General features: G+C 62.0%; 10 protein-coding genes and 2 pseudogenes. 7 read left to right on the top strand and 5 right to left on the bottom strand.

The genetic code is table 11. The annotated features are described in order from the left end of the window. Nucleotides 1-203: 203 nt before the first annotated feature. A complete protein-coding gene (locus tag AC1D06_RS16730; protein WP_477987084.1) occupies nt 204-1,385 on the bottom strand; it encodes an MFS transporter in 1,182 nt (393 codons plus the stop codon). Nucleotides 1,386-1,658: 273 nt separating this feature from the next. Here AC1D06_RS16730 and AC1D06_RS16725 point away from each other — a divergent pair. Together AC1D06_RS16725 and AC1D06_RS16720 are read left to right on the top strand one after the other, a co-directional pair. Continuing rightward, nucleotides 1,659-1,865, top strand: a pseudogene (locus tag AC1D06_RS16725) (PLP-dependent transferase); the annotation flags it as partial. 463 nt (nt 1,866-2,328) lie between these two features. Beyond that, nucleotides 2,329-3,354 carry a response regulator gene (locus AC1D06_RS16720; RefSeq protein WP_477987082.1) on the top strand — a complete coding sequence of 342 codons (1,026 nt, stop codon included), beginning with the start codon at nt 2,329-2,331 and terminating at the stop codon, nt 3,352-3,354. Between the two features lie 246 nt (nt 3,355-3,600). Here the strand turns inward: AC1D06_RS16720 and AC1D06_RS16715 are convergent, their stop codons facing one another. Beyond that, nucleotides 3,601-6,210, bottom strand: a complete 2,610-nt coding sequence (locus tag AC1D06_RS16715) for an ATP-dependent helicase (protein ID WP_477987081.1) — start codon at nt 6,208-6,210, stop codon at nt 3,601-3,603. 178 nt (nt 6,211-6,388) lie between these two features. Between AC1D06_RS16715 and AC1D06_RS16710 the strand changes: the two genes are divergently transcribed. The 5 genes and pseudogenes from AC1D06_RS16710 to AC1D06_RS16690 all read left to right on the top strand — a co-directional run bounded on the left by AC1D06_RS16710 (nt 6,389) and on the right by AC1D06_RS16690 (nt 11,868). Then, nucleotides 6,389-7,576 carry an efflux RND transporter periplasmic adaptor subunit gene (locus tag AC1D06_RS16710; RefSeq protein ID WP_477987080.1) on the top strand — a complete coding sequence of 396 codons (1,188 nt, stop codon included), beginning with the start codon at nt 6,389-6,391 and terminating at the stop codon, nt 7,574-7,576. Further along, nucleotides 7,573-10,734, top strand: a complete 3,162-nt coding sequence (locus tag AC1D06_RS16705; protein ID WP_477987079.1) for an efflux RND transporter permease subunit — start codon at nt 7,573-7,575, stop codon at nt 10,732-10,734. The genes AC1D06_RS16710 and AC1D06_RS16705 overlap by 4 nt, the downstream gene beginning before the upstream one ends. A 26-nt stretch (nt 10,735-10,760) precedes the next feature. Next, nucleotides 10,761-10,949, top strand: a pseudogene (locus tag AC1D06_RS16700) (ribbon-helix-helix domain-containing protein); the annotation flags it as partial. 9 nt (nt 10,950-10,958) lie between these two features. Further along, nucleotides 10,959-11,363 (top strand): bleomycin resistance protein, encoded by a 405-nt coding sequence (locus AC1D06_RS16695; protein WP_477876902.1) that lies wholly within the window; start codon nt 10,959-10,961, stop codon nt 11,361-11,363. A 175-nt stretch (nt 11,364-11,538) separates the two neighbouring features. After that, nucleotides 11,539-11,868 carry a hypothetical protein gene (locus AC1D06_RS16690; RefSeq protein ID WP_477876821.1) on the top strand — a complete coding sequence of 110 codons (330 nt, stop codon included), beginning with the start codon at nt 11,539-11,541 and terminating at the stop codon, nt 11,866-11,868. A 71-nt stretch (nt 11,869-11,939) separates the two neighbouring features. Here the strand turns inward: AC1D06_RS16690 and AC1D06_RS16685 are convergent, their stop codons facing one another. From AC1D06_RS16685 to AC1D06_RS16675, 3 genes are all read right to left on the bottom strand, one after another. Beyond that, on the bottom strand, nt 11,940-13,376 hold the full coding sequence (locus AC1D06_RS16685; RefSeq protein WP_477876822.1) for a methyl-accepting chemotaxis protein: 1,437 nt from the start codon (nt 13,374-13,376) through the stop codon (nt 11,940-11,942). Between the two features lie 134 nt (nt 13,377-13,510). Further along, nucleotides 13,511-14,272 (bottom strand): AAA family ATPase, encoded by a 762-nt coding sequence (locus AC1D06_RS16680; protein WP_477987078.1) that lies wholly within the window; start codon nt 14,270-14,272, stop codon nt 13,511-13,513. 15 nt (nt 14,273-14,287) lie between these two features. Then, nucleotides 14,288-17,899 carry an AsmA family protein gene (locus AC1D06_RS16675; protein ID WP_477876824.1) on the bottom strand — a complete coding sequence of 1,204 codons (3,612 nt, stop codon included), beginning with the start codon at nt 17,897-17,899 and terminating at the stop codon, nt 14,288-14,290. Between the last annotated feature and the right edge of the window lie 147 nt (nt 17,900-18,046).

Genomic DNA, 18,046 nt, shown 5'->3' with positions numbered 1-18,046 from the left:
CTTCCATACCCGTCGTGGCCGATTGACACGGTCGGGTCTTCGAGAGTCAAAAGTGTTCGGCCCGCCAAAGGTTCCTTCGTGTCAATCGGGCAAGGCCTGCGCCAGGGCGCGGAGGCACCGCCATCTTGCCCCCAACCGGCCGCCTGGCAGATGGTGGCCAAGATGGCGGGATCGCTTCGCGCCGAAGGTGGGCGCGAGGGTGGTTACGTCAGGAGCGGACGTGGGGCGGCAGCACCGCTACGCCTTTCTTGCGCAGCGGAAAGCATGGCGACCACGCAGGCCAGTGCAAGGGTTATGGCGCCCAGCACCGGCAAGCTGCGATAGCCATATCCGCCGTCGAGCAGGCCGGCGCCGACCATCGCTGCGATGGCAATGCCGATATTGAAACCCGATGGGATGAGCGAAGAGGCCAAAGTCGGTGCATCGGCCGTCCACATCAGGATACGAGCCTGAACCGGGGTACCAATTGCGAAATTGAGAGCACCCCAGACGAAAATCGTCGCGGCCATAGGCAATGGATAGGGGCTGACCAGATAGAGCATAACGAGCACGCCGGCCTGAACGGCAAGCATGACGATCAGCGCCGGCATCAGTTTCCAATCCGAAAGCCGCCCGCCGATCAGGACACCCAGTGTTGCCCCGACGCCATTGAGCAGCAGTATCCAGGGAATGACCATGGCATCAAGGCCCGTGACTTGCCTGAGCAGTGGCGTGATATAGGTGAAAGGCACCATTTGCCCGATCATCAGCGCCAGCATGATGATGAGCGAGGTCCAGACCTGCTGGCGGCCGAGCACGCGCACCTCGCGGCTCAGATGGCTGGCATGCTGAGGTTCGGCTTGCGTCTGCGGGATCAAGGCCCAGATGGCGGCCAATGCCAGGACGCCGACCACCGTCATTGCCCAGAATGTCGCCCGCCATCCCCAGAGTCCACCGATCGCCGCGCCCGCAGGCACGCCGATGATGTTGGAGACGGTTAGGCCCGCGAGGATTACGGAGACGGCACGACCCCGAAATGCCTGCGGCACGAGGCTGATCGCAACCACCATGGCAATGCCGAAATAGGCGCCATGCGCGATGGCCGTGGCAATCCGGAAAAGCAGCATGGCGGCGAAGCTGGGCGCGAGTGCACAGGCGATTTGCCCCAGGCAGAAGGCGATCGTCAGGACGATGAGAATGGTGCGGCGTGAGACACGTCGTGTCGCCATGGTCAATAGCGGTCCGCCGATGGCAATACCCAGTGCATAACCGGACACCAGATAGCCGGCGAACGGGATCGAGACGCTCAGCCCCGTAGCGACATCCGGGAGGATGCCGGCGATGACGAATTCGGTGGTGCCGAATGCGAATGCGGCCAGAAATAGGGCGAACAGGGGTAGGGGCAAATCCGGCTCCTGTGGGGGAGATATAAGGATTTCTTTATGTCATGCGGAGTGTTGGGGCAAGGGTGATTGGTGTTGTGGGGGAGGGGTGGTCGAGATGCCGCCAAACGCAACTTCGGGTCAGCAGCGCTTCGATAAGTCCGCTGAGTCAAGCTCTGACGTGCCATTTAAAGCTTTCTCCGGTTGCGTGGCGAGTACGCGTCTGATCTGAGGTAAGGGCGATGAGCGCCTCACCACAGTCATCGCCCCACACTTCCCCGTCGATCGCGGCGGTTCGGCGAAGAGGCGGCGATGCGGATCGCGGCGAATGTGAAACTCTGGAAGCGCGCGACCTCGCTTGGCGCGGTGGAGTCACTGATCGAGCATCGCGCTTCGATCGAAGGGCCGGGGACGCCGTGCCCGAGCGATCTGCTGAGGCTGTCGGTGGGATTGGAAACGACAGCGGATCTGATTGCGGATCTTGGGACGGCGTTGGGAGCGCATATGTCAGTAGGGGGCGCGCTTTGCGCAATAAGCAGACCAGACGGCCGTCAATCTGCAGTTGGTGCACGTCCGGTTGGCGAGTCTCTCACCAAAGAATTCGGTGTAGACGCACTTATAAGTGCACACGCACAAATTGTTGATGAGGAGGCGGATGCTGTTGTATCCTCACAGGCAGTGAGTCCGCCTGTTGCCGCATGTGAGGGGTCAGATTGTTGAGTGACCGAACGTTTCAGGCATATGTTCGTGACTGGTCGAGGTGAAGATTTTTCGGATCATCTGACCCTCCCAGGGGTTCCTTCAAGTCGAAATGCTAATCCAAGTCGCTTTTTCCTCGTGGATCAAGGAAATGGCTCAAGCGCTGATATGATTTGCTCTGCGCCGAATGATCTGGATTCTGATCAGACTTGAAACATTCGCGTTTGGCGCGTCTGATGTCGTCTTCGAATTTCTTGGGAATCAATGAATGCGCGAAATATTCGTTAGCCACGCTGTGGCCGATCGACATCTTGCCGAGCTGTTGGTCGAATTCCTCGTCGATGCCATCGGTGTCTCGCCGAAGTCGATCTTCTGTTCCAGTCTGCCTGGCTTCGGTGTCGAGCTGACATATGACTTCAACGTTGACATGTGGAAGCAAATTCAAGATCCGAAGCTGGTCATCCTACTCATGACACCGTCATATATGGACAGCGCCTTCTGCCTCATGGAGGTGGGTGCCACGTGGGCAAGGTCTTTGAGACCCCTCCCGATCGTCGTGCCACCAATGTCGTTCAATGACGTCACCAAGACGATCGGACTCAAGCAGGGCTGGGACATCACCAACACAGAGATGCTCCAAGGTGTCCGACAGACCGTTGTCGAAGTGCTTGGGATTGAGGGGCACGACAACCACATCTTCGACCGCAAACGAAAGCGTTGGGAAAGCGATTTGCCAAACGCCCTTAGCAAATTGGCAGTCTCGCCGAAGGTCGCCCGTGGCGATTACGACAGGATCGAAACTGAGAACCGATCTCTTCAAAGTCAACTGACCACCATCAAAGCCGATAAGTCGTTGATCGAACGGAAGCTGACAGCACTTCAAGAGCTTCGTCCAGTGGCGCTGGTGATCGAGAGCGAGCCGAGGATTGCCGAAGACTTGTCGAGCCTCCTCGATCGGCAAGGTTTCTTTGTCGCCGGCGTCGCGCGAACCGAGCGAGACGCAGTGGATATGGCCACGCGCACGAAACCTGATTTGATCACGGCTGAGATCATCCTCGCCGATGGCAGCTCCGGTCTCAGCGCTGCCAACAGAATAATGACGTTCGCCGACGCATCAGTGGTTTTCGTCACGGCGTTTCCGGAGAAGCTTCTATCTGCATCCAAGCCCGAGCCGTTTGCACTCGTGGTCAAGCCATACGACCTCGGTACTTTGGCGACGATCGTCAGGTCGAGCTACGAGAGGCTTCTTGGGGACCGGGCTTCGCGTGAACGATTGGCCCGATCCTCCCAGTGACCGTCAGACCGGTTTCACGGCTAGGCTCATCACTGAGACATGACCAACCGAACTCATTACTCCCTTACGCCCGTCGCGACAGCTGCCTGAAGCCAGGTCTAATCGGTGTGCCGCACGCTGATCGAAATCCTCAACTCAACGGCGAGATCGCGGCGTCCCGCATCAGCAGGCATATGTGTAGTGCGTAACTACACAACTTCTTTGTTGCATGCCCGGTTTGGGTCACAAGCTGCCCGCACCGCTCCATCACACCCTCTCCACAAACCCGTCCAGCACCCGTTTCTGCCCCGCCCGATCAAAATCGATCGTCAGCTTATTCCCCTCAATCCCGCTGACATTCCCATTGCCGAACTTGATGTGGAACACCCGATCCCCGATCGCAAAAGCCGAGGGCGTATCCACCTTCGATTTCGCCACCAGTTCCCCCTGGATGACCTTCCCCGTCGGTCCCGCCTCGCCATAGCCGACGCGCTCGACTGCCATGCCTGAGCGGCTGCCCCAGTTGTTGCGGGTGGCGTCGGTCTTGTTTTGCTGGGCGCGCTGCCAGCCCGGCGAATTGTAGCCGGAGGAGAAAGGTTCCTGGCGGTCGAAGCGGGATTGGCCGTAGGGGTTGCGGCCGTAGCCACCGTAGTTCTGTTCGACTTCGGCGACCTCGACATGATCTTCCGGCAGTTCGTCGAGGAAGCGCGACGGGATGGTCGATTGCCAGAGGCCGTGGATGCGGCGGTTGGAGACGAACCAGATGTGCAGGCGCTTCTTGGCGCGGGTGATGCCGACATAGGCGAGGCGGCGTTCTTCCTCCAGGCCGTTGCGGCCGCCTTCGTCGAGCGAGCGCTGGTGCGGGAACAGGCCTTCCTCCCAGCCGGGCAGGAAGACGGTGTCGAATTCCAGGCCCTTGGCGGAGTGCAGCGTCATGATCGAGACGGCGTCCATGCTCTCGTTCTGGTCGACTTCCATGACCAGCGACACATGCTCGAGGAAGCCGCGCATGGATTCGAAACTGTCCATCGAACGGATCAGCTCTTTGAGGTTTTCCAGCCGGCCCGGCGCTTCGGCGGTCTTGTCGGCCTTCCACATGTCGGTATAGCCGGATTCCTCAAGTATCTGTTCAGCGAGCTCGGTATGCGGAGTCGATTCAAGCGCTTGCTGCCAGCGTTTGAAGTTCGTGACGAGGTCGAACAGCGACTTGCGCGTCKTGGGTTTCAAGTCCTCGGTCTCGATCAGTCGGGCAGAGGCTTCGAAGACGGGGATGTTTTCGCGCCTTGCATAGTCGTTGAGGAAGCGGATCGTCGTGTCGCCCAGGCCGCGTTTCGGCGTGTTGACGATGCGCTCGAAGGCAAGATCGTCGGCCGGCTGGCAGACGAGGCGGAAATAGGCGAGCGCATCGCGGATTTCCATCCGCTCATAGAAGCGCGGGCCGCCGACGACGCGGTAATTGAGGCCGAGCGTGACGAAGCGGTCTTCGAATTCGCGCATCTGGAAGGAGGCGCGCACCAGGATCGACATGTCGTTGAGCTTGAAACCCTTGCGCTGGAGCTGCTCGATCTCCTCGCCGATGGCGCGGGCTTCTTCCTCTGAATCCCAGGAGGCGTGCACCTGCACCTTGTCGTCGTCGGGATCGGCGGAGTCGGTGAACAGCGTCTTGCCGAGCCGGCCTTCATTGTGGGCGATCAGGTGGCCGGAGGCGCCGAGGATATGGGCGGTGGAGCGATAGTTGCGCTCCAGGCGAACGACGGTGGCGCCCGGAAAATCCTTTTCGAAGCGCAGGATATTGTCGACGTCGGCGCCGCGCCAGCCGTAGATCGCCTGATCGTCATCGCCGACGCAACAAATATTAATTTGTTGCGATTCTTTTGCGCTCACGCTGTCGCCGCTATCGCGGCTGCGCTCCGCGGGGGCGGGCGAAACGTCGCCCGGCCAGCTACCGCTGGCTCGGCCTTCGGCCGGCTGTGCCTTACCTACAGGCTGGTCTTTCCGCTTCGGCCGCTGGGCCAGCAACCGCAGCCACAGATACTGCGCCGTGTTGGTGTCCTGATACTCATCGACGAGAATGTAGCGGAAACGGCCCTGATAGTCCGCCAAAATATCCGGATTGTTGCGGAGAATGCGGATCGGGTGCAGCAGCAGGTCGCCGAAATCGCAGGCGTTGAGTGTCAGCAGGCGGTTCTGGTAGGCGGCGTAGAGTTCGCGGCCCTTGCCGTTGCCGAAGGAGCGGGCGTCGCCTTCCGGGATCTGGCTCGGGTCAAAACCCTTGTTCTTCCAGTTGTCGATCATCAGCGCGAATTGCCGCGCCGGCCAGCGCTTGTCGTCGAGGCCTTCGGCCTGGATCAACTGCTTGAGCAGTCGGTTGACATCGTCGGTGTCGAGAATGGTGAAATCCGACCTCAGCGACACGAGCTCGGCATGCCGGCGTAGGAATTTGACGCCGATCGAATGGAAGGTGCCGAGCCATGGCATGCCCTCGACGGCTTCGCCGGCCAGCTTGCCGATGCGCTCGCGCATTTCGCGCGCCGCCTTGTTGGTGAAGGTGACGGCGAGGATCTGGCTGGGGTAGGCGCGGCCGGTGGCGAGGATATGGGCGATGCGGGTGGTCAGCACGCGCGTCTTGCCGGTGCCGGCGCCGGCCAGCACCAGGACGGGGCCATCGAGCGTTTCGACGGCGCGCAGCTGTTCCGGGTTCAGGCCCTCGAGATAGGATGGCTTTTGGACGGAGCCTTGACGCACGGCGAGCGCACGGGCGGCCAGGCCGCCGCCGGGCTTGTCCGTCGCTGTCGGCTTCTCCGGCTTTCGTGGCGCATGCGCTGCTTTGGGCGCAGGCTCCTCGTCGAAGAAGGGGATGTCATCAAAGCCGCTCATCTTGCCTCCCATGCCCGATTCGGCGATTTTTGGCAAAGGCCGGTCACGATTTGTTCACAGAGCACGTTCACAACTACATTACAATTCGTCCATGTGACAAATGCCAACTTGCCCCATGCAAACTAATCAAAGATAAGCATTGATGGGGGAGAATCCATGGCGCGCCCGGAGACCCTTGATGCGCATCCTGACCCAACTCTTGACCGGCCTGGTTTTCTTCGTCGTCGGCGCGCTCATCCTCATGCACTACATGCCGGGTTCGGCGCCTTTTGCCCGCAAGCTCGGCGTACCGGAAAACATCGTAGCGTTGGTGGGCCGCGAGGCGCCGACCGCTAAGCCGGGCGACAAGAGCCACCGCGGCGGACTGAACGGCCAGTTGACGGTCGTGGTCAAGCCATCCAGGACCGGCGAGGTCGCCGACCGGCTGAATGCCATTGGCGATGGGGTTGCGGTACGCTCGGTGGCAGTGACGCCGCTGGTGCCGGGTCAGGTCGCCGAGGTGCTGGTCAAGCCGGGCCAGAAGGTCAATGCCGGCGATGTCATCGCCAAGCTCGATGACGATATCGAGAAGATCGCCGTGCAATCGGCCAAAGTGGCGCTTGAAGCGGCGCAGAATACGCTCAGCCGCAACCAGAATGTCGAGAAGATCATTTCGCGCGCCAATCTCCAGGATGCGCAGACGGCGGTGCAGACGGCGCGGCTCAATCTGTCGATGGCTGAGCTCAATCTCTATCGCCGCGACATCCGCTCGCCGGTGTCAGGCATTGCCGGCATCGTCAATATCGACGTCGGCGCCTATGTGACGGTGTCGACGCCTGTTGTCACCATCGACGACCGTTCGACGCTGCTGGTCGACTTCTGGGTGCCGGAACGGTTTACCGGTCTGGTCAAGATCGGCCAGGCGGTCGAGGCCGATCCGATCGCCAGCCAGAAGACCTATGCCGGCAAGATCCAGGCGATCGACAACCGCATAGACGTGGCGAGCCGCACCCTACATCTCAGGGCCGAAGTGCCGAATGAGAATGACGAGCTGCGTGCCGGCCAATCCTTCGAAATGGTGATGCAGATGCCCGGCGACACCTGGCCGTCGGTCGATCCGCTCGCCATCCAGTGGGACAGCAACGGGTCCTTCGTCTGGCGCGTCGGCAAGGACAGCAAGGTCGAGAAAGTGCCGGCTGTCGTCATCCAGCGGAATTCCGACAGCGTGCTCGTGCAGGGCAAGATCAATCCGGGCGACCGGATCGTCACCGAGGGGCTGCAGCGGCTGCGCAACGGGCTCGAGGTCAAGCTCTACGACGAAAAGGACGGCAAGAACGATCCCAACAAGGTCGCAGAGGCGGACCAGACCAAGGCGGCGAGCCCATGAAAGCTGCCTCCACGGTCCAGAGGGCGTTTTCCGCCTCGCTGTTCGTGCGCCGGCCGATCCTCGCCTTCGTGCTCAACGCGTTGATCGTTGTCGCCGGCCTTGCCGCTTTCCGCGGCATCGAGGTGCGCGAACTGCCCTCCGTCGACCGGCCGATCGTCACAGTCCGCAGCCTGCTGACCGGCGCCTCGCCCGAGACCATGGACCGTGAGGTGACGGATGTGATCGAGGGCGGCGTGGCGCGCGTCACCGGCCTCAAGGCGATGCATTCGACCTCGGCTTTCGGCACCAGCAAGGTGACGCTCGAATTTTCCGATTCCACCGATCTTGCCACCGCCGCCGCCGATGTGCGCGATGCGCTGAGCCGCGTCAGCAACAATCTGCCCCTCAACATGGACGCGCCGCAGATCGTCAAGGCCGACGCGGACTCGGACCCGGTGATCCGGCTCGCGGTGACGTCGACCGTGATGAAGGCCGAGGACCTGACGGCCTATATCCAGGACAGTATCGAGTCACGGCTGGCCTCCGTCGATGGCGTCGCCGACGTGCAGTATTTCGGCGACAAGAAGAAGGCGTTTCGCGTCGATATCGACCAGGCCAAGCTTGCCAGCCGCGGGCTGACCATTGCCGACCTGAAGGACGCGCTTTCCACCGCAGCCCTCGACGTGCCGGCCGGCTCGATCGAAAGCCCACAGACCAATATCGTCGTGCGCGCCACATCGGACCTGACGACGCCCGAGCAGTTTGCGGCGATGATCATCAATGGCAAGGTCAGGCTCGGCGATGTCGCCACCGTGTCGCTCGGCGCGGAGGAGGGCACGTCGACGATGCGCTCCAACAGCATTGCCGGCGTGGGCTTGGGCATTATCCGCCAGGCGCAATCCAACACGCTCGACATTTCGCGCGGCGTCCGCGCCATGGTCGCCGAATTGCAGAAAACCATGCCGAAGGGCATGGAAATCCGCGTCACCAGCGACGATGCCAATTTCATCCGCGGCGCGATCGAGGAAGTGGTGGCGTCGCTGATCCTTGCCGTCATCATCGTGGTGGCGGTCATCTTCCTGTTTCTCAGGAGTTTCACCGCGACCCTGATCCCGACGATCACCATGCCGGTGGCACTGATCGGTGCGCTGGCGGCCATCTATCTCGCCGGCTTTTCGGTCAATATCCTGACATTGCTCGCTATTGTGCTGGCGACAGGCATGGTTGTCGACGATGCCATCGTCGTGCTCGAAAACATCGTCCGCCATCGCGCCGAAGGCATGGGGCCGCGAGCAGCGGCCGTGCTCGGCACGACGCAGGTGTTCTTCGCCGTGGTGGCGACGACGATCACGCTTGCGGCCGTGTTCGTGCCGCTTGCCTTCCTGCCCGGCCAGGCCGGCGGTCTGTTTCGCGAATTCGGCTTTACTCTGGCTGTCTCCGTGCTGCTTTCGGGCCTGGTGGCGCTGACGCTCTGCCCGATGCTCGCCTCGCGCATGCTCGGCCGGCATGATGTCGAGGAGCATGGTGGGCTGCTCGGACTATTCGGCACCGGTTTTGCCAAGCTTTATGAAAAGACGCTCGCCGTCGTGCTCGCGGTGCCGGGCATGGTGGTTGCCGCGGCTGTGCTGATCTCGTTTGCCGCGGTCGTGGTGTTCTTCTCGCTCGGCCAGGAACTGACGCCTCGGGAAGATCGCGCCACGATCATGATCCGGGCGCAATCGGCGCAGGGCTCCAGCCTCGAATATACCCAGGACCAGCTCGCCAAGGTCGAAGAGCAGTTGCAGCCGCTGATCGACGGCGGCGAGATCCAGAACATCTTCACCATCAGCGGCCAGAACGGCCAGGCCAACCAGGGCATGATCATCCTGACCCTTGCGCCATGGGAAAAGCGCGTCCGTTCGCAGGCAGACATTTCGGCCGATGTGCGCAAGGCGCTGCTGGTGGCACCGGCGCTGCAGGCCAATATCGTCCAGCCCAACAGCCTCGGCATTCGCGGCGCCGGCAGCGGCCTCAACTTTGCGCTTCTCGGCAATGACTATGACCTGCTCTATACCAATGCGGCGAAGATGATCGATGCGCTGAACGCCAGCGGCAAGTTCGACCTCGTGCGGCTCGACGCCGACCCGACGCAGGCGCAGATCTCGATCAATATCGACCGCGAGCGCGCGGCCGATGTCGGCATCAACATTGCCGGCCTGGCGGATGCACTGCAGGCGCTGCTTGCCGGCACCTCGATCGGCACCGTCTATCTCGATGGCCGTTCCGTCGACATCATGCTGGTGTCGACCAACAATCCGATCGATGACCCGCAGGACCTGCAAAACATCTTCCTGAAGACCAAGGACGGCAAGTTCGTGCCGATGTCGACGGTCGCCTCGCTTACTGAACGGTCGATCCCGCCGCAGCTGGCGCGCGAGCAGCAGACGCGGGCCGTGTCGATCACCGCCGTGCCGAAGGATGGTTTTGGCTTGGGTGACGCGCTGGCGCTGGCGGAGACCACCGGTGCGACGATCCTGCCGCAGGGCGTGCATATCCTGCCGCTCGGCGAAGCAGCGACGCTCCATGAGAATTCGTCGGGCATGACCGGCGTGTTCGGCTTTGCGCTGGTGATTATCCTTCTGGTGCTGGCCGCGCAGTTCGAAAGCTTCCTTTCGGCGCTGATCATCATGTCGACCGTGCCGCTCGGGCTTGCCTGTGCGGTGTTTGCGATGATGCTCACCGGCCAGACGATCAACATCTACAGCCAGATCGGCCTCGTCATGCTGGTCGGCATCATGGCTAAGAACGGYATCCTGATCGTSGARTTCGCCAACCAGCTGCGCGACGAGGGCCAGAGTGTGCGGGATGCGATCGGCAATGCCTGCCGCATCCGTCTGAGGCCTGTGATGATGACGATGATCGCCACCGTGCTTGGCGGCGTGCCGTTGACGCTGGCGGCCGGCGCCGGTGCGGAAGCGCGCGTGGCGCTCGGCTGGGTGATCGTCGGCGGCCTTGGGCTGGCGACGCTGGTGACGCTCTATATCACGCCCGTTGCCTATCTCCTGATCGCCGGCCTGACCAAGCCGCAAGCACATGAGGAAGGTCGGCTGGCGCAGGAAATGGAGGAGGCGCAGGCGCTCGACCGCGAGGACGAGAAAGCGCGCGACCTGCCGCCGCCGCTCGCCGAGGCCGCCGAATGATCCGAGTAGGTCCGAGATAAATCACGATGATCCGGAAATATTCGATCACGCTGCATGGACACAGAACCTCCTTCTCGCTCGAGGAGGAGTTCCACAACGAACTCAGGGCGCTCGCGGCCGCGCGCGGGCGCTCTCTGGCGGCCGTCATAGCCGAAGTCGACGAGACGCGCGACGAACGCGACAACCTGTCCTCGGCACTTAGGGTGCATGTGCTGAGGAATTGCATGAGGATGGGCGGGGTGGACAAGACCGTCATTGAAAGTGCGGCGACGATCGTGCCGGTGAGCGATATCCGTCGCAGCGCGGATTTTTATGTCAACGTGCTCGGCTTCGAGCTGTGCTTCCTCGCCGGCGATGGCAGCTTCGCGCGGGTCTCACGCGACCAGGCGATGATCCAGTTCATTCACACCGACAATCCGGACGTGCTGAACGCCACGGCCAACAACATTTCGATCTATCTGACGGTCGACGGGGTCGACCGGCTGTTCGACGTGCTCAGGCCGGCGCTGGGAGAACTGCCGGAGGGCAGGGTGCGGCCGCCTTTCGACCAGTCCTACGGCATGCGCGAATTCCATGTGAAGGACCCGGACGGCTGTCTGCTGTTTTTTGGTGAGCGCGTTGCGGGTTAGATGCGGTCGGCGATCGCTGTGAACCAGGCAATTCGGACCATTCCCTCGGCAGTGAGGGCGGTCGTTCCTGTGTAATATTGTCGCAGGTTGCAGCGGTTTCCAGACATGACCCGCGGTTGACAGCACAACCATTTCAAGTACATCTCGCCATGGGACAATATCTTAAGGGGCGAATATGTATCGGAAATTTCTGTTTGGTGTCGCCGTTACGGTCGGTGCCTTCATTTTCAGCGGCGCGGCGCATGCTGAGACGATGACGGCCAGATGCATGATCGAGGCTTCCGCACATGGTGGCAAGAAATATGCGGTGCTGAAATGCGACAAGTCGGATCGTCCAGGGGACTTCGTGATCCGCAACCTGGTGTGGGAGAAGGATGATCGCGCGGGCTATAACAGGATCGCGCGCCTTGCCGGACGCCGCTTCACCTGCGACATTTCCATGGGAACTACCAGCCGCGACGGCGACACCGAAACTACCCACTACAATCTCAAGAAATGCCACTGACCGGCTGACCTGACAGCCGCAAGTTTGAAGTTGGACGCCGCTTCCGGTCGTGGAGGCGGCGTCCTTGTGCTTTAAGCGGCGCGACGTGCCGGCGCATAGCCCGGCGCGGCAGACGACAGCTTGAACAGGCCGACAAGCTGTGAAAGCTGTGCGGCCTGGTCGGAGAGGGTGACGCTGGAATTGGCGGTCTCCTGCACCATGGTCGTGTTCTGCTGCGTCATCCGGTCCATCTGGCTGACGGCGCTGTTGATCTCGTTGATGCCGGTCGACTGTTCCTGGGCGGAATGGGCGATATTGTCGATCAGCTGGGCGATGTTGTTGATTTCGACGATGATGCTTTCCAAGGCTGTGCCGGTGCGATCGACCAGGGCCACGCCGCGCTCGACATGCTGGGAAGACGTGCTGACCAGCGCCTTGATTTCCTTGGCGGCGGTGGCGGAACGCTGTGCCAGTTCGCGCACTTCCTGGGCGACGACGGCAAAGCCCTTGCCGGCTTCACCGGCACGCGCGGCCTCGACGCCGGCATTGAGCGCCAAGAGGTTGGTCTGGAAGGCGATCTCGTCGATGACGCCGATGATCTGGCCGATCTGGCCGGAGGATTTTTCGATTTCCGACATGGCCTGAACGGCATTGCCGACGACGGCGCCGGATTCCTCGGCGGCGGAGCGCGCCTTGGAGGTGAAGCCGGTCAATTCCTTGGCGCTCGACGCGGTTTTCTGTCCGGTGGCGGTGATCTCTTCGAGGGCTGCGGCTGTCTCTTCCAGCGAGCTTGCCTGCTGTTCGGTGCGCTTGGCGAGATCGTCTGTGGCGTGGCTGATATTGTTGGCGCCGTTGAGCATACTGCCGATGGTCGAGGCGACTTGAGCGAGGATGTTCTGCAGCTTTTCGGTGGCGGTGTTGAAGTCGCGCTTCAGCACGTCGGCCGACTCCGGCAGCGTGCCGGTGATGCGGTGGGTGAGGTCGCCATTGGCCAAGGCCGCAATGGCTTGCAGCATGGCGCTGATCGCAACCTTGCTTTCCTCGGCGCTCTTCTTGCCTTCCTGCTGCAGCATGACCTGTTCGTGGATGTCGGTCAGCGAACCACAAGCGCGTACAGTGACGCCATCGGATTGAAACTTGCAGCCGCCCGTGGCGCGGAACCAGCGGTAGGAGCCGTCGCGGACCTTGAGGCGATAGGTGACGTCGTAGCGACTCTTGCCCGACTTGTCCTGCAGGTGGCCGCCAAAGGCGGCGAAGGTCGGCGCCACATCATCGGGATGCAGGCGGTCGGACCAGGATTGCACGACATTGGGATATTCATTGGCGTTGCTGTAGCCGATCAGCCGGCGGAACTCGGCAGACCAGGTCCAGCGGCTTTCGGGGTGCATGGCGTCGCCATTGTGCAGCACGGCTTCCCAGAGACCGATGCCGCAGGCCTCGTCAAGAAGCTCAGACCGCTCGGTCACGTCTTTCAGACGCGCTGCCAATGCCTCGAATTCCTTGCTGGAATGCTTGCCGAAAATGCCCATGTTCCCCTCGCTGGCAAATATCATCCACGAACGGGATGAGTTGAGGAACGTAGTAAATGAAGGTGGTTAACAAGGTGTTCGCATTGTTTTGGTTGAAGTCTTTGCTTCGTGCGATGCAGGGTTTTGGAGTATTGTCACTCTCTTATATCCAGCTGTTCTTCAATGAATGCTTCCGGTGCCTCGGCGAATTCGCGGTAGATGGCGAAATGACTGGTTTCGCGTAGCGCCGTCGGCACGATGTCGCCGCGCGTCATCGAAAACAGGGCAGCGCCCGGCAGCGCCATCAGCAGCGGCGAGTGAGTGGCCATGATCACCTGGCCCTGGCCGCTCTTCTTGATGCGCGCGATGAGCTTCAGCAGTTCGACCTGGCGGGAGGGGGAGAGGGCGGATTCCGGTTCGTCGAAAACATAGATGCCGCGGGATTGGCAGCGTTCTTCGAAAAAGCGCAGGAAACTTTCGCCATGCGAATGCGACAGGAAGTCCGGCGGCGGCGCGTCGGAGTCGAGGGCTGCGACGTCGAGATAGCGCGCCACGGTAAAGAAGGTCTCGGCCTTGAAGAACCAGCCATGGGTGACCTTTGGCAGCCAACTGGCCCGCAGATGCGCCGACAGCCGGTCGCCGGATGTCTCAACCGCCCGTGCGTGATCCGTCGGCCGATAGCCATTGCCGCCGCCGGCCTGGTCGAAGCCGATCAGGCCGGCAATGGCCTCCAGCAGGGTGGATTTACCGCTGCCGTTTTCGCCGACGAAGATCGTCACGGCATTTTCGAAATGGAATTCGAAATCGCCTTTGCGGTAAAGCGGCAGGAAGAAGGGATAGGCGGAGGCGTCGAACGGTTTCTCCGGATTCATCCAGATGCGGCGCAGGAATGGGGCGCTGAGGATCGGCTTGTGCATACCAGCGCGCCCTGCCTATTGTGCCGGCACGTCTTCGGGATTGACGGTGCCGTCCTGTTGCGCGCGACGCTGCTCTTCCTCCTGGCGCGCCAGCGCCTTCAGCGCTTCCTGCTGCTGTTCGAGCAGGCGGGCGTCGTCGGCGGCCTTTTGCTTCAGCTGTTCGCGCTCGGCGTCGCGGGTGCGGTAGAGCATCGATTCACGTCGCAGCCGCTGCTGCTCGGCCATCTTGGCTTGCAGGATCTCGACGCGGCGGCGCTCCTGATCGAAGCGGCGCAGCGACAGGAAGCTGGTCATCTGCGCGACATCGACGGTGCGGGTCGGCGCGATGAACGGGCCTTGCCAGAGCAGGCGTACGGTCGGATCGGCACCGGTGACGGCCTGTTCGCCGGGGTTGAAGGTGGTCTGAACGGTGGCGTCGAGCGTCGCATCGGCAAGCGCCAGCGTGCCTTCGGCGTCGAGCTGGATGTCGTCGTTTTTACCCTCGACCTTGTCGGCGCGCAGCTTTGCGCCGGTGATGGCGAAGGGAATGTTCAGCTTGTCGAAATCGAGCGTGCCGTCGAACAGCGAGGCCTGCACGGTCGGCGCCACCATGGCGTCGTTGACATCGGTGGGCACCGCGTCGACGGCCTTGAGGATCGGTGCCAGCGCCTTGCTGTTGAGGCCGCTGATGCGGAGATCCGAAAGTTCGAGCCTGCCTGAACCGGTGGCCGTATCGAGCATGGCCTGCGGGCTGGTGCCGGTCGTATCGATCACCAGCGACAGGTTGGACCGGGCGCTGGCGACCGGCAGGCCGGCATGCTGCCAGAAGGCGGTTTTCATCGCCGCGTCGGTGACGCCGAGCCGGGCGCGGAAGAAAGCATTGCCGTCAGTATCGCCCATCTCGACATTGCCGGTGAACCGGCCGGGTGGGAAGAAGGCGCCGCTGGCATCGCTGATCGCGATGCGGCCCGGCTCCGAGGTCAGCTTGCCCTTGAATTGCTCGACCGCGCCAAGCGCGCCGAGGTGGAACTGGTTGACGGTGAGCGCTACCGTGGCAGAAGCAGGCAGGCCGGTGTTCTTCGGCACCGGCAGGCGCGACAGGCCAGGGGAGGACGGATTGGAGACATTGCCGTAGATCGCTTCGGCGAGCCACATCAGGTCGGCGCTGTCGAAATGCAGTTCGCCGCCAAAGATCGGCGCCTGCTGGCGGCGGTCGAGATTGAGGATGCCGCCGAACTTGTTGCCATCGGTATCGCCGGCAATGTTCTCGATGCCGATCGCTTCCGCCGTGGTGTAGATATTGGCGGCGGCCGTGAACGGCAGGCCTTCGCCCAGGCGCGGCAGCGACACGCCGGTCATGATCAGGTAGGGGGCGAGATCGCCGCTATCGACTGACAGCGAATAGGAGCCGTTGAGGAAATGGGCGGTGTCGAGCGCCGTCTGGCCGGCAATCTTCACATTGGTCGTGCCTGAGGCGAAGGAGAAATTGACCTGCGGATCGCTGTCGGCCGGCTGCTCGACATGCAGCGTCAGGATGCCGTCCTGGTCGGCGTCGACAGGGATGGTGGGCAAGCCGGCCTGGCCGAGCATCACCCAGGCATCCGGGTTCTCGATCGTGGCATCCAGCGACAGGCCGCCGGAATTGACCAGGTCGAGCGATTGTGCGGCGAGCCTGGCATTCAACCGGCTGCCATGGGCAATGCCGCTCATGGCGGCCTCGATCGGCCAATCGCCTTCGCCCAGCTTGAGATTGAGGGAGAGATCGCTGCCTTGGTAATATTTGGCGCTGGCCGCAAGCCGCCGGATCGCCGGATGCACCGGCAGCGCGCCGGCCACGAGGTTGAAGAGTGCCGTCGGATCGGCGGATTTTATCTTGATCTTCGCGTCCCCGACGGGCTGGCCGCTGAGATGGGGGAAGTTGCCCGTCAGGCCGATTTCGGCGCCATAAAAGTTCTTCGCTGACAGGCGGGCATTGGTGATGCCGCCATCGGCGAGCGAAAAGGTCGTGTCGATGCCGTCGGCCTTCAGCCCGTAGGCGCTGAAATGGTCGAATTTCAGTCGTGCGGCGATCTGGTGATTGAAGATCGAGTTGATCGAAGCCTCGCCGGTCAGCAATCCGCCGAGCGCCATCACCGTATCGAGATCGAACTCGTTGCCGGTCAGCTCGGCCGACAGTGTCGGTGGGGCACTGTCGGACAATGTGTGCTCCAGCCGTCCCTTGAGGCTGGCGCCGCCGAAGCCGATTTCGAGGTTTTCGAAGCGCTGCAGGTCCGGCGTGATGCTGACATCGGCGGCAAAGCCTGCGGTCTTCAGCCGCCGCACCGATTCCGGCACCTTGCCCGTCACCCATTCGGCAAAGCCGGAGGGCTGGTTGGACGCGAGGATGAGTTCGCCATCGAAGGAGGGATCGCCCAGCACGGTGAGCTTGCCTTTGGCCGACAAGGTCGTGCGGCCGGGAAGCTGGGCTTCGGCCTTGTCGATCTGCCAGCCATTGCCGGCCGGATGCATGTTGAGGGTGATGTCACGGATCACCGTGTCCTCGGCCACCAGCCCGGGCAGCGAGATCGTCGCCTTGCCGGGCATGGGTGGGATGGGGATGTCACGCGCCAGCGTCATCAGCGCCTTGAGGCGGTCGCGCACCGAAATCGCCGATTTCCCGTCGTCGGCCTGCGGGCCGAAGCGGCTCATGTCGATCTGCTGGCCGACGGCGGTCAACAGGAAATCCGGCTTGCGGCCGGCATCGATGGTTGCTTCGCCGGTCACCACATAGGGGTCGGCGGGATTGCCCATCTGGAATTCATACTTTTTGATCCGCAGCTTCTCGTTGCTGAGCGCGAACTCGCCGGATATGCGCGGTGCCGGCGATTTCTGGCCCTCGTTGACCTCGCCTTCCTCCAGTGCGGTCTCGGAGCGATATTTTTCGCGCAGACGGAAGCTGCCGGCATATTCCGGGCGCAAGCCGTTGAGACCAAGCGAGCCATCCATCTCGGCGACGATGCCGGGATCGTCGGGCAGGAGGCGAAGCTTGAGGAACAGCTTGCCCTGGTCCGGCACCGAGGTGGTCATGACAAAGCCGCCGGTCAGGCCATCGATGACGCCGCGGCCATTGACCTTCCAGGGGCCGGCCAGCGTCTTGGCCGAAAGCTTCAGGTTCAGGTTGGTGACATGCCGGTTGTGACCCGTCTGGTCGTCGATGAACAGCACTTCGCCATTGGTGATCGAGACATTTTCCAGCACCACGGTCGAAGCGGGGATCTGCGGATTGCCGGTCTTGACCCAGTCGAGCGAGCCATCCTCGGTCAACCTCAGCTTCACTTTCGGATGATCGAGATGCATGTTGTAGATCAGCGCTTCGCCGCTGAGGAAGGGCGCTAGCTCCGATTCCATCGAGAACTTGTCGGCAACGACGATCGCGTCGCCGGTCTCGTCCTCGCCGACGCGGACGTCGGTCATCGTCACGCTGGGGAAGGGGAGCAGGCGTGCGTCGACGCGGCCATGCACCACCACCTTCTTGCCGATGATGCGGCTCGCCTGCTGTTCGAAATCGTGGCGGAAATCTGTCCAGTCGATGAAATAGGGTGCGAACAGCGCTGCAAACAGCGCGATCACCAGGAGGCCGCCGACAACGACGAAGATGCGGCTTAGCACCGGCCAACCTCCGAAGATACGGAAATCAAAGGCAATTCGGGGGAGCGGGCTGCTCCGGTATCGAAGGTCTCAAATCTCATCGTCATCTCTCAAAGCACGGACTAGGTTAGGGCATTTAGGCCCCGACGCAAGCGTGAAAGCGGCGGC

Source organism: Rhizobium sp. P2_G2 (genome assembly GCF_056403555.1).
The sequence above is the reverse complement of the archived record's forward strand: the minus strand, read 5'-3'. Positions and strand labels throughout refer to the sequence as shown.